The organism is Actinacidiphila oryziradicis (genome assembly GCF_005047355.1).
GTDB classification, from domain to species: Bacteria; Actinomycetota; Actinomycetes; order Streptomycetales; family Streptomycetaceae; genus Actinacidiphila; species Actinacidiphila oryziradicis.
The window spans coordinates 118,746-133,520 of sequence record NZ_SUMC01000021.1; the positions used below are offsets into that span (position 1 = coordinate 118,746).

At 69.3% G+C, this 14,775-nt stretch carries 14 protein-coding genes; 5 read left to right on the forward strand and 9 right to left on the reverse strand.

Annotated features, from left to right (window positions below):
- Window positions 1-52 precede the first annotated feature (52 nt).
- Entirely contained in the window at window positions 53-292 is a 240-nt protein-coding gene (locus FCI23_RS22260; protein WP_136725687.1) for an IPT/TIG domain-containing protein, read from the reverse strand.
- Between the two features lie 924 nt (window positions 293-1,216).
- On the opposite strand from FCI23_RS22260, the gene FCI23_RS22265 reads away from it, so the two are divergent.
- Window positions 1,217-2,371 carry a hypothetical protein gene (locus FCI23_RS22265; protein ID WP_136725688.1) on the forward strand — a complete coding sequence of 385 codons (1,155 nt, stop codon included), beginning with the start codon at window positions 1,217-1,219 and terminating at the stop codon, window positions 2,369-2,371.
- A 169-nt stretch (window positions 2,372-2,540) separates the two neighbouring features.
- Complete coding sequence (locus FCI23_RS22270; RefSeq protein ID WP_136725689.1) at window positions 2,541-3,176, forward strand: maleylpyruvate isomerase N-terminal domain-containing protein; 636 nt, start codon at window positions 2,541-2,543, stop codon at window positions 3,174-3,176.
- Between the two features lie 109 nt (window positions 3,177-3,285).
- Here FCI23_RS22270 and FCI23_RS22275 read toward each other — a convergent pair whose 3' ends face one another.
- Window positions 3,286-3,834 carry a GNAT family N-acetyltransferase gene (locus tag FCI23_RS22275; protein ID WP_136725690.1) on the reverse strand — a complete coding sequence of 183 codons (549 nt, stop codon included), beginning with the start codon at window positions 3,832-3,834 and terminating at the stop codon, window positions 3,286-3,288.
- A gap of 63 nt (window positions 3,835-3,897) precedes the next feature.
- The gene (locus FCI23_RS22280) at window positions 3,898-4,116 is read right to left on the reverse strand and encodes an NAD(P)/FAD-dependent oxidoreductase (protein WP_169316888.1); all 219 of its coding nucleotides are present in this window, start codon (window positions 4,114-4,116) and stop codon (window positions 3,898-3,900) included.
- Between the two features lie 129 nt (window positions 4,117-4,245).
- Here FCI23_RS22280 and FCI23_RS22285 point away from each other — a divergent pair, with 129 nt between their 5' ends.
- The gene (locus tag FCI23_RS22285; protein WP_169316889.1) at window positions 4,246-4,887 is read left to right on the forward strand and encodes a DUF4232 domain-containing protein; all 642 of its coding nucleotides are present in this window, start codon (window positions 4,246-4,248) and stop codon (window positions 4,885-4,887) included.
- Between the two features lie 57 nt (window positions 4,888-4,944).
- Here FCI23_RS22285 and FCI23_RS22290 read toward each other — a convergent pair whose 3' ends face one another.
- The gene (locus FCI23_RS22290) at window positions 4,945-7,044 is read right to left on the reverse strand and encodes a serine/threonine-protein kinase (protein WP_136725693.1); all 2,100 of its coding nucleotides are present in this window, start codon (window positions 7,042-7,044) and stop codon (window positions 4,945-4,947) included.
- A 538-nt stretch (window positions 7,045-7,582) separates the two neighbouring features.
- Window positions 7,583-8,284 (reverse strand): TetR family transcriptional regulator, encoded by a 702-nt coding sequence (locus FCI23_RS22295; protein ID WP_169316890.1) that lies wholly within the window; start codon window positions 8,282-8,284, stop codon window positions 7,583-7,585.
- A 262-nt stretch (window positions 8,285-8,546) separates the two neighbouring features.
- On the opposite strand from FCI23_RS22295, the gene FCI23_RS22300 reads away from it, so the two are divergent.
- The gene (locus tag FCI23_RS22300) at window positions 8,547-9,524 is read left to right on the forward strand and encodes a quinone oxidoreductase family protein (RefSeq protein ID WP_136725695.1); all 978 of its coding nucleotides are present in this window, start codon (window positions 8,547-8,549) and stop codon (window positions 9,522-9,524) included.
- A gap of 279 nt (window positions 9,525-9,803) precedes the next feature.
- Here FCI23_RS22300 and FCI23_RS22305 read toward each other — a convergent pair whose 3' ends face one another.
- Together FCI23_RS22305 and FCI23_RS22310 are read right to left on the reverse strand one after the other, a co-directional pair.
- A complete protein-coding gene (locus FCI23_RS22305) occupies window positions 9,804-10,904 on the reverse strand; it encodes an FAD-dependent monooxygenase (protein WP_136725696.1) in 1,101 nt (366 codons plus the stop codon).
- Between the two features lie 309 nt (window positions 10,905-11,213).
- On the reverse strand, window positions 11,214-11,564 hold the full coding sequence (locus FCI23_RS22310) for a DoxX family protein (RefSeq protein WP_136725697.1): 351 nt from the start codon (window positions 11,562-11,564) through the stop codon (window positions 11,214-11,216).
- 111 nt (window positions 11,565-11,675) lie between these two features.
- On the opposite strand from FCI23_RS22310, the gene FCI23_RS22315 reads away from it, so the two are divergent.
- Window positions 11,676-12,122: a MarR family winged helix-turn-helix transcriptional regulator gene (locus tag FCI23_RS22315; RefSeq protein ID WP_136725727.1), complete on the forward strand. Its 447-nt coding sequence runs from the start codon at window positions 11,676-11,678 to the stop codon at window positions 12,120-12,122.
- Window positions 12,123-12,201: 79 nt separating this feature from the next.
- On the opposite strand, the gene FCI23_RS22320 is transcribed toward FCI23_RS22315, so the two are convergent.
- Both FCI23_RS22320 and FCI23_RS56535 read right to left on the reverse strand, forming a co-directional pair.
- On the reverse strand, window positions 12,202-14,160 hold the full coding sequence (locus FCI23_RS22320; RefSeq protein ID WP_136725698.1) for a tetratricopeptide repeat protein: 1,959 nt from the start codon (window positions 14,158-14,160) through the stop codon (window positions 12,202-12,204).
- Window positions 14,161-14,321: 161 nt separating this feature from the next.
- A complete protein-coding gene (locus FCI23_RS56535) occupies window positions 14,322-14,489 on the reverse strand; it encodes a hypothetical protein (protein WP_169316891.1) in 168 nt (55 codons plus the stop codon).
- Window positions 14,490-14,775: the final 286 nt, after the last annotated feature.

The window sequence follows — 14,775 nt, forward strand, 5'->3', positions numbered from 1 at the left end:
CATGCTGCGTACTGGACGCCGTGTCCGACACGGCGATGAGAGCCGGGAGGCGTCATGCCCGACCATCTGCCGCCGGCGGGGAGCTACGACTCCCGGCCGGTGCGGGGTTACTACAGCGATCCGGGGAAGCCGGCGCGGTCCGGGTGGTCACACTGTCCGCCACCACCGTAAAACTCGTGGCGTTCGCGGCACCGAACTTCACGGCGGTCGCACCGCTGAAACCGCTGCCGACAATCGTGACCTGCGTGCCGGCCGTTGCCGTGGATGGTTGGACGACGAGGATGGTTGGCATTGTGCAGGCTCTTCCTTCTGGATGTCGATTCCAGGCGGAGGCCCACTGCTCCTGTGCGAGTGACTGGTCAACTCCGTGCGTTTACCAGGCAACACGGCAACAGATCGAGGCACGCGAAAGGATTCGGCGAAAAGCAGACCGCCGCGTGGCTCGATTGAACCGAGTAGAGGACACGCACCGGAAGGTGTGAAACCATACCTAAAGATGCAAAGGTAGCGAATAGGACAATCCGATGAAGAGTCGGAGTGAGTCGTTTCTGCGCCGGAGTGCGCCGGCACCACCTGGCGGATGATCGCAGCAGATGATCACGCCCCGCAGCGGTTGCGCTCGTGCCCCCGCTTCTCGTGCTGGGCGCAGTAGGTGTCGAAGTCGCCGTTGCTACGGCTGCAACGCCGGGCGGGTGGGGGGGGGGGGGGGCCCCCCCCCCCCCCCCCCGGCTCCCGTCCCGCTCTCAGCTGTTGCGGAGCACCGGCAGCAGGACATCGTCGACCAACCGGGTCATGTACAGGGAGAACCCCGGTCCGTCGCCGAACAGCCCCATTTCGATTTCCCGTGTTGCCTTCATCGCGTTCAGCCCGGCGTCACCGCGAATTCCCTTGAGCCGCCTGAATGCCCACCAGGCCAAGTGGTAGGCGCCCGTGCCCTGTGCCGGGAACTGGTGGCGGTCAGGCCAAGACGGTGGTCACCGTTTTGATTCCTGGCCCACTCGCTCCAGGCGGCTCCTTCCGGCTCTCGGAGCCGACCTGGCGCTTCGAGGTTTAACGGTGAGCCAACCATCGTCACCGAGTGGAGTCATCTTTCCGCCGTTCGGCCCAGCACAGCAGGCCCCCTCAGAACCACTCCCATAGCGTTCAGGCGCAGGGGGATTTAACCGGTTCAGCGGGGGATTCAACCAGGCTCCCCCACGGTCATAAGGAGTCTTCCGTGCAATTCGCACCTAAAGCGGGCGGCGCACTCGCCGCCATCGTGCTGGCCCTCGGGTTTGCCGCCCTCCCCACCCCGGCCTCCGCCGCACCGGTCACCTGCGACAAGGCGGCCCTCGTGGCCGCCATCAGCGCCGCCAATCTGGCGGGCGGCGGCACCATCGACCTGGCCGCGAACTGCGTCTACTCCCTCGACACGGTCCAGCCTCCCGTCGGCGGCAGCGGACCGAACGGGCTGCCGGTGATCACCGAGCCCATCACCATCAACGGCTTCAACTCCATCATCGAACGCGCCGCCGCCCCCCTCACCCCGAACTTCCGCATATTCGAGGTCGGCGGCACGAACGGCAAGCTCACCCTCAACAGAGTCACCCTGCACAACGGCAACCCCATAGTCCTCGATACCGAGTACGGCGGCGCCATCCTCGTCAACAGCGGCCGCGTCCTGGCCGTCAGCAACAGCATCCTGACCAGCAACACCGCCCATGAGGGCGGCGCCATCGCTTCCTTCAGCGGCAGCAGCACCACGATCTCCAGCAGCACCGTCAACGGCAATACCGTCGACTGGGGCGGCGGCGGCCTCTACACCCTCGGCGGCAGCATCACGATCCGCTCCACCACTGTGTCGGGCAACAAAGCCCACCACGGCGGCGGCATTCACAGTCTCGGCACCCTGCTCGTGCAGTCCAGCATCGTGCGGGACAACTCCGCCCAGGCTGCTCAGGGGGGCGGTATCTCTAGCACCGACACCGGGACGATCGACAGCAGCAGCGTACAGAACAACACCGCCGGCACCGGCGGCGGCGTCTACAACTTCCCCGGCGCCACTCTGACCGTCAAATCCAGCACCATCAGCGGGAACACCGCGGCCGACCAGGGCGGCGGGATCGGCAACGTCGGCACACTCAACATCAGCTCCTCCCAGCTCTCGGCCAACAAGGTCACCGCTGCCGGTTCCCAGGGCGGGGGGCTCTACAACGGCTTGGGCACGGCGACCCTCACCAACAGCTCCGTGGCGGGCAACAGCGCGGTGCTCGAAGCCGGCGGCATCTTCAAGAACCCCGGCAGCACGGTCAACCTGGTGACCAGCTCCGTCTCCGGCAACACACCCAACAACTGCCGGCCCCCCGGCGCCGTCCCCGGCTGCACCAACTAGCCCCACCCGCTGCGCAAGACGAAACCCCGGCGACCGGACTCGAGTTCCAGCCGCCGGGGAACCTACCTCCATGTGAGTGGCTGGATCAAGACACTCATCAAACTACAGACTGGGATCCAGGCACGCTCCGGGGCTCATAATGTCGGGAATCCCGATCATGGAGGACCTCATGAGTGCCATAGACGCGTACCTGGGCGCCGCAGGTCAGGCAGTAGCCCTGCTGCGGAAGCCGGAAGTTGCCGCAGCGTGGGAACAGCCCAGCGCGTTGGCAGAGATGACGGTCGGCGGCCTGGCCGGCCACCTTGCCTATCAGATCTTCAGCGTCGGCTCCGCGATGCAAGAGCCCACGTCCGAAGCGGCGCCGATTCCGCTGCTGGAACACTATGCGCGTGCCGTGTGGATCGACGCGCCGCTCGACGGGGAGATCAACGTCGGTATTCGGGCGAAGGGCGAGGGCATCGCGTCCGAGGGAGCACAGTCGTTGTGGAAGCGCGCCCAGGCTTCGTTCGCTGAGCAGCAGACGAATCTTGCGGGGCATTCAGGCGACCAGGCTGTGTTCATGCCGCAGACGGGTTGGGCGCTGAGTCTCAACGATTTCCTCGCCACGCGGATGATGGAGCTCGCCGTGCACATGGACGATCTCGCTGTCAGCGTGGGGCTCGCCGCACAAGAGCTCCCGGACGCCGCCTTCGACCCCGTGCTCGTGCTGTTGGCCCGGCTCGCCGTCCGACGGCATGGCCAAGCGGCGTTGCTGCGAGCGTTGAGCCGGGCGGAGCGAGCGCCAGCGGTGATCAACGCGATCTGACCTCATCGCGGCGCACCTAAAGGTTGTCCGTGACTCTCTGGGCGCTTGCGCGTTGGTCAGGTCGTGGGTGTATCGGTGACCTCGTGGATCCGCGCTGTCGAGCACGAGCTCAACCGGACGGCGTGACCGAGGACCACACGCCGAACCACTGCTCGGCGCCCCACTCCTCGAACCGTTGCACCTCCGTGAACCCCAGCTTCGCCGCGAGGCGCATCGAGCGGTCGTTGGCGGTCTGGGTGCAGAGCACCACCGGCTCGCCGGGAAGCGCGTCGGCGAACCAGCCGAGCGCCGCCGCGCACGCCTCGGCGGCGTACCCGCGTCCCCACGCCTCTGGCAGGAGCAGGTAGCCGAGTTCGGCCTCCCCGGCATCCGGACGGACATGACTCCGATGCTCCGCGTCGCGCCGGTTGAGCTCGATGGTGCCGATCACCGCTCCGTCGAGCTCGATCACGAAAAGGCCAGGGCGCCGCCCGGGCACCTCAGGCACCGCGCGCTCGAGCTCATCACGCGGTCGAGGGCCACCGAGGTAGGTGCCCACCTCTGGCGAGGCGAACAGCTCGATGAACGCCGCACGGTCCCGGGCCTCGGGCTCGCGGAGCACCAGCCGCTCGGTCCTGATCGGGGCAGGTGGCCAGGCGACGGGTCCGAGCTCAGTCATGGCGGGCAACCTATCGCACGCCCGCCGGGCAGGAGCCTCAGACGACCCACAGCGGCAGCAGCTTCAGTCGGACAGATCGGTGCGGCGTCCGGAGGCATCGACCACGAGGTCCGCGGTCCAGGTACGGCCGTCGGCGGTATGCACGCCGATGACGCGGCACGGGTCGTCCGGGGCGGTGATCAGCCCGACCACGCGCGCTCCCCTGACGGTGCGGACGCCGGCCCGCGCCTCGGTCCGCTCGCGCAGGACGAACTCGAACGTCGACCGGCGGGCGAGCACCATGCCCCTGAGACAGGGGATGGGCCGACCGTGCTGTATCTGGGATGGAGCCGTCACCTGTCTGTGAGTTCCCGTCAGGATCATCGCGGGAGTCAGAACTTGAGCGTCAGCCTTATGTGGAAGGCACCTGCCTTGCGTACCAACCGACCGGCCCCCGTCCTTCTCATCGCCTCCGCCGCGCTGGCCCTGGCCCTGACCCCGACCCTGACCGCCTGCGGCGGCTCCGGTTCCGGCTCCGGCTCGGTGTCCGTGGCGGAGTCAGGGGCGGCCCCGACGAGCGCGGCACCGAGCCCGAGCGCGAGCGCGAGTTCCTCCCCCTCCGCCGGGAAGAACGCGGGCCGGGCGGTGGACTGCACGGTCGCTCGCCTGACCCTGGTGGTCAAGAAGGTGTCGAGCCCGGTCAACCACATCGTCATCGAGGCGGTCAACAAGGGCTCGCGGGCCTGCCGCCTCTACGAGTTCCCGTACATGAGGTTCACCGCCGACCGGGAGGAGCCGGTGGAGCCGGTCGAGGAGAGCAACCCGCACACCATCGTGACGATCGCCCCGGGCGCCACGGCGTACGCGGGCGTGACGATCGCGTCCGCCGACGGCAGCGCCGCCGGCAGCGGCCACAAGGCCGCCACCCTCGGCCTGGTCCTGACGGGCGCGGGGGGCGGCGCGGTAACGGATGAGTTGCACCTCCCCCTGCCCGGCGGTTCGCTCTACGTCGAGGACAACGCGGCGCGGGTCACCTACTGGGAGAACTCCCTGGCGGAGGCCCTGACGTGGTGACCGGCCGGTCCGGGCTCACCGACCCGGGCTCACCGACCCGGGCTCACCGACCCGGGCTCACTGGTCGGGGTTCACTGAGAGGGCGGTGAACCCGGCCATCGCCACGATCGCGTCCTTGACCAGGAGCACGCCGGCCGCCCCGTCCATGCCGTCCCCGGCCTGGACCCCGGTGCTGTCCAGCGCCGTCGTACGCCACAACTCCGCGCCGCTGCCCCGGTCCAGGGCCAGCACGCTGCCGATCCGGGTGGCGAGATACACCCGCCCGTACGCCGCCGACAGCACCGGCGCCGACAGGTTCTCCAGGCCCGTCGCGCGCTGCCACAGCCGCTTGCCGTCGGCGGCGGACACGGCCGTGACGGTGCCGTTGGTCCCGGTGAAGTACACGGTGCCGTCCAGCAGTGTCGGCGTCCCGCCCGCGACGTTCACCGGGTGGGCCAGCGTCTGGCGGCGTACCGCGCCGGTGTCCGGGTCGACGCGGAGCAGGGCCGTGAACCGCTGACCGCTGGTGCCGGGGGCCACGTAGAGCAGTTGACCGCCGGACGCGCCGAGGCCGGTCGCGCCGGCCGGCAGGGTCGCGAGCTTGCGCGCCGTGCCGTCGGCCGGGTCGAGGCGCTGCAGGGTGACCGGGCCCCTGACCACGTCGTTGCCGGTCGCGCATTCGGCGTACGGGACGCCCCCGGCCACCGTCGGCAGGCAGTACGAGGGGACCCCGGACCGCCACAGCTCCTTGCCGGCGGTGTCGTACGCGACGAAGCCCCGGGCGTCGCCGGTGGCCGTCAGCAGCCCGCCGCCGAACAGCAGTGCCGGGTGGTCCTGTGGGTTGTCCGCGAGCCACCGCCGCTTGCCGTCCGCGGTGTCCAGGGCCGCCACCTTCCAGCCGCCCCCCACCCACACGGGCACGTAGACCAGCCCGTCCCGCACCCCGTAGGGCGTCACGTACTGCGAGGTGTCGCCGGCCCGCCACTTCACCCGCCCGGTGGCCGGGTCGATCTTGGCGAGCGTGAAGCCCTCCCCGCCGCAGTACAGGTCGCCGCCCCCGGTGACGCAGCCCGGTGTGCCCCAAATGGCGGGTGCCGCCTCGGCCGACACCTCGTGCCGCAGCGTCGTCCGCCAGGCCCGCCACCCCGCGGGCAGGGAAGCGGTGTGCGCGGCGGTCGGGCCGTACGAGCCGCCCAGCGCGAAGACGCCCGCGACGGTCAGCCCGGTGACGGCGACCGCCGCGCCCAGGACGGTGAGCACCCTGCGCCCGCGCTGCCGGGGTTCGGTCTGAGCGTGGGTCCGGGGCTCGACGGCAGCCATGGTCGCGGGCTTCCGGCCGCCCGTGACCACGTCGGCCGGCAGCGGCTGGAGCTCGTCCGGCAGCGCGCGGAACAGCTCGCGGAGCTCCGGCAGCGCCGGGCGCGCGGCCGGGTCCTTGTCCAGGCAGCGCGCCACGATGCCGCGCAGCGGCTCCGCGACGAGGTCCAGCCGGGGCGGCTCGTACATCACCTGATACCCCGCCATGTACGGGGTGTCCGCGTCGAACGGCCCGTGCCCGGTGGCCGCGTACGCCAGCAGCGACCCGAGGGAGAAGATGTCGGAGGCGGGGGTCACCTCGCGCGGCGACCGCAGTTGCTCCGGTGACATGAACGGGGGCGTGCCGATCACGCTGCCCGTGACGGTCAGCGGCTCGTTGCCGGCGGCCCGCGAGATGCCGAAGTCGATGACGCGCGGCCCGTCCTCGGCCATCAGCACGTTCGCCGGTTTCAGGTCCCGGTGCACCACCCCGGCCCGGTGGATGTCCCGCAGCGCCTCCGCGAGCCCGAGCGCCAGCGCCCGCAACCGCGCCCCGCCCAGCGGACCGTCGCGGTCCACCAGCCCGGCCAGGTTGCTGCCCGGCACGTACAGCGTGGCCATCCACGGCCGGTCGGCGTCCGGGTCCGCGTCCACCACCGACGCCGTGAACGCCCCGCTCACCCGCCGTGCCGCCTCGATCTCCTGCCGGAACCGGGTACGGAACTGCGGGTCGTCGGCGTACTGCGCGTGCACGACCTTGACCGCGACCTGCCGCCCCGACTCCGACCGCCCCAGGAACACCGCCCCCATGCCGCCGGTGCCGAGCCGGTCGACGAGAACGTACTCACCTATCGCACCAGGATCCCCGGTGTTCAACGGCATGGACGATCAGACCTTCCCCGCACGCCTGCTTTGGGCAGCCCAGCCTAGCCCGCGCGGGCCGGGCCGCCGGTCCGGGTCCCATTCCCTGTCAGATCATGGGAGACCGTGAAACGAGGACCCATGGATCCGGTCGTCGTCACCTCTGCCGGGACGGTCAAAGGGGTGTCCCAGGACGGGGAGAGGTGTTTTCGTCAGGTCCTGCCTGCGGCAGAGCAGTTCCCGTCTCTGACGGTCGGCTCCGTCAGACCCGCAGCCAGCTGGCGATCCGATTCAGGTGGAACTCCTTGGACGTCGTACTCGCGCCGGTCCACGCCAGCAGTGTCGAGGGCGGTCAGCAGCTCGTGGTGGTTCATCAGGAGTTCCTGTTCGGTGGTACTGGCCGGGCCCTCCGCCCCGTCGGTCAGCGGGGCGGAGGACGGTGGGGGGCGCTAGCGGTGGTTTGTTGGAGGCGATGGGGATCTGGAGCGACGAAATCCATCGCAGCAGGTGCGTCATGTCCTGTATGGCGGCGCGGATCTCCTCGATCAGAGGGCGTTTGTCAACTTTGGCCCAGCGGTCTGGGGGGATCTTGCGCTGAGAGGTGTTCGGGGTGGGTCATGCCGTCGATCAGGGCCGTGGTCAGGCGGGTGAGAGTGGGTTCGAAGTCGATGCCGATGTGGGCCATGGCGGGCTCTTCGGCGTAGAGGCGGGTGAGTGTTTCGGCGGGGTGGCCGGCCTGCCACAGCGGTGCGGTCATCGCGATGACCCCGGTGATCAGGTCGCTCGCCTGGTCTTGGTTGAGTGTGCTGGCTGCGGTAATGGCGTCGGCGAGGGTTCCTACGGCGATGATGGCGACGCTTTTGAAGGCGTGTACGCGTTCGAAGGAGACCTCGCGTTCGAGGCTGAGTGTGACATGGGTCAGCAGGTCGCAGAAGAGTTGGCGCTCGGCGAGCGAGGCCGTCAGGATGCGGGCCAGTTCGCCCGAGGTGACGTCTTGGCGGCCTGCCAGTCGCGTGGCGATGTCGTGAGCCCAGTCGCGGTATCCCTCTTCGGTGAGGGCGAGCAGGATTTCTTCGCGTGAGGCGTAGTAGCGGCGTACGGCTGAGGCGTGCACGCCGGCCTGGGTGGCGATCGCCGTCAGGGTGACCGCGCGCACGCCGTCCCTGGTGCCCAGGGTGCGGGCCGCGGCCAGGAGGTCGGCGGCCCGCTGTTGTTTGTGGTGGCGGGAGTAGGCCCGCTGGAAGGGGTTCGCCTCTGTCATACGGCGATAGTAGCAACGCAATGCCCTTGCGTTGTTTACAACGCAAGGGCATTGCGTTACTGTCGCGGTGTCGGCGCTCGCAAAAGAACAGCACGGAGTCGACGTCCACAGGGTGCGCCGGAGCAGCAGTGAGAGGCGCGCCTCCCCGTCGGCCGGACGGGGAGGCCCATCGGACTTCATCGATGGCCCCCAGCGCCCGAAGGCCGCCCCGGCCCCCGGGGCAACTGATCACACCCGCAGAGCACGAAACAGGAGTTTTCCCATGCACGCGATGACCATCAGCGAGATCGGCGGACCACAGGTCCTGGTCCCAGTAGAGCTGCCTGACCCGAAGCCGGGGCCCGGACAGATCAGCATCGACACCAGCCACGCCGCGGTCGGCCTGGTCGACGTCCTCTTCCGCCGCGGCGATCTGGCCGGCCGGCCCGGATACCCCCGGCCACCCTTCGTGCCCGGTCTCGAAGTCGCCGGAACGGTCCGTGAACTGGGCGACGGCGTCAGCGATTTCCAGGTCGGCGAGCCGGTCGTGACGCTCTCCCAGATGTCTTTGGGCGGGTACGCCACGGTGACCCTGGCCGATGCGGCCATGACCGTGTCCCTCAAGGACGGCGGTGTGGACCCCGCCCAGGCCGTCGCGGTCCTGCCGAACGCGACCACGGCCTATCTGGCGCTCACCCGCGTGGCCCACCTCCGAGAGGGGGAGAAGGTGCTGGTGCACGGAGCGGCAGGCGGCCTGGCCGCCGCGTTCCCCGCGGTCGCCCGCTTGCTGGGCGCCTCCCACATCACCGGTACCGTTTCCTCACAGGCCAGGATCGCGGACACCGAGCACCTGGACTACGACGAGGTGGTCACCAGCGACCAGTTCGTGAAGGCCCTGGACGGCCGCCCGGTCGATGTCGTGGTCGACCCGGTCGGCGGCGACGTACGCACCGCCAGCCTGGACGTCCTGGCTCCGCTCGGCCGCATCCTGCTGCTCGGACACGCTGCTCGCACCCCGGACACCCCGGTCACCGGCGACGACCTGTGGAGGAGGAGCGCGGGCATGCTCGGCTTCGCCGTAGGCCCCTACCTCCAGGACAACCCCTCCGCCGCACGGCCGGCGGCCGAGAAGGTCGTAGACCTCCTCGCGAGCGGCCGGCTGGCCCAGCGCGTCGACGAACTCCCTCTCGCCGAGGCCGCAGAAGCACACCGCCGGCTGGAAGCACGCGAGGTCCCCGGTCGCATCGTCCTCACCGTCTGACCGGCCGGCCCACCCAGAACCGAAACCGTCCAGTCCCGGAGCCCCGCGGGCCCACCGCGAAGGCATCGCACGTGGGAAGGCACGCATGTGCCGAGCGCCCCTCTCGGCCCCCTCCCCGAGAGGGAGCACCCGATCGTGGGCCGCAGTTATTCCAGCAAATCGGTGCCCGTTTACGCCGACGGCGACGGGACGTTTGTGCGCCTAGTTGACGACGGCGATGAAGTCTTCGTCGAGCAGTTCTTGACTTGCCAGTCGTCTGGCCGAGCCGGTCCCGGCTGTCTACGGCAGGGTGTGCAGCGGGGCGTGGTTGGCTTTGAAGAGTCGCTCGCCGACGAGGCGGAAGGTGAGGTTGCGCAGTGGAGTGGGGAGTTTGCGGGCCTTGTCCCGGCGGTGGTTCTGGTCCAGTACCCATTGGACGCGATCCGCGCGGCGGGCCTGGAAGGCGGTGAGGGCCGCGGTGACGTCGTCTTCCTCGCCGAGCAGTTCTGCGAGGACCAAGGCGTCCTCCAGCGCCATGGCACCGCCCTGGGCCATGCTGGGGGAGCAGGCATGTGCGGCATCGCCGATGAGGACTATGTGCGGTCGCGTCCAGTCCGCACCGACGCTCTCGTACAGCGCTGCGAAGTGGGCGTCCGCGCCCTGCTCCAGCAATTGCGGAACCGGGGCCGCGAAATCGGCGAAGAGGCTGCGCCAGTCGCCGTCGGGGGCGGACGGGTGGGGGCTGTTGACGTCGGCGTAGCAGTACACGCGGCCACCGCCGAGCTGAACGGTCAAGAACCCACGACCGCCGCTTCCCAGCCGGCCGGTCCAGTCGGAGATCCCCGCGATCTCACTGTCCTCGGCCAGGAACCGCCAGCACAGCTGGCCCAGGAAGCGGGGCTCCGGACCGCCGAAGGCGCTGCGCCGTACAGCTGAGTGGATGCCGTCCGCGCCCACTATCAGGTCGTACGACTTCATCGATCCGTCCGCGAAGGTCACTGTCCCTTCGGCGTCCACGCTGCTCACTTCGGCGTCGAAACGGACGTCCGTACCAGCGGTTGCCGTACGCAGCACCTCATGCAGGTCGTTGCGGCTGATCGCCAGGCAGTCGCCGACATCGCCCCAGATCCCGCTGACGTCGAACTCCGCGAGAGCGCGCCCTCGGTGGTCGTGCAGCCGCTGCCGTACGACGCGTTCCGCACGCTTTGCCACCTCGTCACCTATGCCGAGGCGGTACAGCGCACGGACCGCGTTTGCCGGAAGATACAGACCAGCGCCCGACGTTTGCCAGTCGGCACTGCGCTCCACAACTTCTACCGCGAGCCCGCGGTCCATCAGGGCGCGGACCAGAGCGAGCCCGGAGATTCCGGCGCCGACAACCAGTACACGAGGCTTGTCCATGGGGAGTTCCTTGTCAGTGCGTGAATGACGTGACGATGTTCCGACTGCCGGTGAAGGGACAAGGGCCAGACCGGACAAAAACCGTCCGTGCACATGGGCACTGCCAACCAGCCATCTGTCGCAGACTATCGAAGCGCTGATCCGGGGCTGCCCGCTGCCTGCGTCAAGGGGCGCTGGTGAGCTCGCCTACAACAAGGCGTCCTCACGTTCAGCTACGCGACCTTCCAGGCCAACGACCACCCGGCACTGAAACTCTCCATCTACACCCCGCTCTGACGTACCCCGGCGACACGAATCCGGACGCCTCGATCAGGCCGAGAGGATGCGCAGGATCAGCACGGCAGCCGAGGCAAGAAGCAGCATGGCAGGGCTGGGTATGCCCTTGAAATCGTTCTTGCGCAGGTGGGTTCCGACCGCGCCGACGAAGTAGAGCACCAGGCCGACAGCGGCCGCGATGCCCAGTGGCACCCACCAGATACCGATCACCAGGCCGACCGCACCGGCGATCTCGCAGGCGGCCAGGAACGGGAACAAGCCCAGTGGTACGCCGAGGCCGGTGAGGCCGTCGACGAGCTGCTGATTGCGGGTGAGCTTGGCGTACGCCGACAACAGCACCATCAGGCCCAGCGCGATTGCGACGATGTCGTAGGCGAGAGACATGTGTACTCCAGGTAGTGAGCAACGACTCATCGTGGAGGCTAGCAGATAGTTGAATATCTTCAATGATCTCGGATAGTAAATTGTTCGAGGACTGATAGCATCTGTTCTGTGATGGAGAAGCGGCCCGGACTGGCACTGGCTTTCGCAGGCCAGATCGCCGGTATGCGCATACAAGAGGCGCTGCGGGCGCAGGGCCTCAAGAACAACCACGCGCACGTGCTCATGTTGCTGGCCGACCAGGGAGCGACCGGCCAGCAAGCCCTGGTCCAGACCCTCGGCGTGGACCCGAGCGTGCTGGTCGCGATGCTCAACGACCTGGAAAACGCCGGGCTGGCCGAGCGGCGACGCGACCCCGCCGACCGCCGCCGACACATCGTGGAGATCTCACCACGCGGAACGCAACTCGTCACGGACATCTACGCCGGCATCGCGTCCGTCGAGGCCGAACTGTTCGCCGCCCTGGACGCGCACGAGATCGACGTGCTGCACAAGATGCTCATCCGCATCAACGCCACCGCGGGCGACCAGACCTGCGACGCCGCCAACGACGCACCCTGAAGCGGCGCTGCTCCACGCCACTTCGCCAGTCATCCGAAGCGCCCGGAGGCGGCCGGCACGAGTCCCATCTGATGGTCCGTCAGCCATCGAGCCCGGCCAGCAGGCCGGTGACCAGCTCGACGTACTGGGGTGTCTCCGCCTCCTCGTACGCGGCCCTGGCCTGCCGCCAGTAGTCCCGGGCCGCTTCCGGCCGGTCCAGGGCGAGGGCGAGCCGGCCCAGGTGCTCAAGTGCGCGGGCCCGGCCCATGGCATGGCCCAGCTCGCGGTAGCTCTCCAGCGCCTGTTCGAAGCGCTCCTGGGCCAGCGCGTACCGCTCCCGTCCGCGCGCGGTGCTGCCGAGGTTGTAGACGGTCATCGCGACGCTCACCGACTCGTGGAGTTCGCGGAAGAGGGACAGGGCGGCGGTGTAGTACTCCTCCGCCTGCTCGTACCGGCCGTGGCGGCGGGCCGCCGTCCCCATGCTGTGCAGGGTCATCGCCTCCCGCTTGCGGTCGCCGACCGCGCGGTACAGGTCGAGCGCCTTCGCGAACACGCGCAGGGCCGAGTGGTAGGCCTGCATGTTCTTGAGGAAGTCGCCGTGGTTGTAGTGGGCCAGCGCCAGCCGCGCGCTGTCGCCGTCATCGCGGGCGAGTTCCACCGCCTGCTTGCACACAGCCTCGCCGGCCTGCCACTCCTGCTGCCGGCGCAGGAACCAGCTCACGTCGTGCGCCAGCGAGAGCAGCATGTCCACCGGGCCGGTGAGGCCCAGGGCGAGGCGCAGGTTGAGCCGCTCGGTGTCCAGCCACTGCTCGGCCTCCTCATCACGTCTGCCCGCGCGCGCCATCTCGACGATCCGCTCGACCGCCGACCGGGCGCTGTCACGGTAGTGGGCCAGCAGCCGTCGCTCGGCAGCCTCCCGCATCGCGTGCTCCTCTTCCGCCGCGCAGCACCGCTCGGCGAACAGCCGCAGCAGGTCGTGGCAGCGCACCCAGCCGCGCGGTTCGCCAGGCTCGATCATGTGGGCCGCGCGCAGCGCCTGCAGCAGCTTTCTGGCCTGCGGAGCCTTCAGCCCCGTGAGCGCGGCCGCGGCCGCCACGCTCACCTGCTGCCCGGGGTTGATTGACAGCAGCCGGAACATCCGCGCCTCGTCCGGCGTCAGCCGGGCGTAGGACAGCGCGAAGGCGGCGGCCACCGAGCGGCCCGCGCTGTACGACAGCTCCTCCAGCCGGGTTGCCCCGTCCCGCAGCGCCTCCGTCAGCTCGCCGATCGACTGCTCCGGGTCGCCCGCCAGGATGGACGCCGTCACCGCCAGGGCCAGCGGCAGGTACCCGCACAGCAGCGCGAGTTCGCGGACCGCCGCCGGCTCCTCCTCCGCTCGGGTGTCCTCGGGGCGGCGGACATTGAGCGTCCGCGCGATCAGGTCGACCGCCTCGGACTCCGGCAGCACGTCCAGGTCCAGGATCCGTGAGCCCAGATCCAGGGTGTGACGACTCGTCAGCAATACCCGATGGCATGTCGATCCCGGCAGCAGCGACCTGACCTGCTCCGACGCCGAGACGTTGTCCAGCACGATCAGCACCCCCCGCCCCTGCGCCGCAAGTTCGGCGAGCTTCGAGCGGTAGAGCGAGAGCCGCCCCTCAAGGGTCCGCGGGAACAGCTCGTCCGGTACGCCAAGCGCGCTCAGAAACGCCGACAGCGCCAACTCGGCCCGCACATAACGGTTCCCGTCGTACCCCTGGAAGTCGACGAAGAGCGCCCCACCCGGAAACCACCCGGCCGCTACCGCCTCGTGCGCCGCCCGCAGGGCCAGCGCCGTCTTCCCCACGCCCGCCGTCCCCACCAGCGCCAGCACCATCCGTGCCGTCCCGTCATCGGCAGGCCGCAGCGCCTCCGCAACCCCCTGCAGCGCCGCCTGGCGCCCCGCGAACTCCTGCGAAGCCGGCGGCAGTCCCGCGAGCGCGGTGGGCATCGGACGGGCAAGGTTCAGCTGCTCCACGTGCCCCGCCTGCACCACCGGGCCCGTGACGGTACCGCTCAGATCATTGGACGAATGGTTCACGCCCTCATTTCTAGCCCAATCGGGTGGGGGACGGGCACCACTCCGACTTCTGCTGTCGGGCAATCGTTCAGCGCCAGCGGGGCAACGCGCGCCGTGCGGTGCGGGCGCGTTGGCTCCGGGGATCGGGCGCGGTCAGATGCGCAGTTTCGTTGGTGTGATGATCACCGCGGTGGAGAAGAGTTCTGGACGAAGACGGCACTGTGCGCGGCTACCACAGCCCCCACCAGGAGATTTTCGCCACCCAGGACCTCGACCAGGTGCTGTACTTCGCTGCCGAGGAAGCGGTCCGTAATCTCGCCGAGCACATCGCGGCCCGCTCCCCGGGCCACCGTCGCGGAGGTGATCCTCCAGCACCGGTCATGGTCAGATTTTGCTGTTGGTGTCGCTGTCTCGGCGCTGTTCGTCGCGGTCCCCGCACTCGTCGTGTGGCTGAGAGGGCTTCGTAAGAGCTGAGGCGCGGGCGCCTTCCGCACCCTGACCCGTTCTCCGCCTGTAGGGGCCCACCGGTTTTCCGGCAGGCCCTACAGGCGTTACGGACGCGCTCGGTATCGCATGTCGGCGTCGTCTGAACCGTGACCCTCTGACGGCGGATTAAAAATGACCCGAAACGTGGCA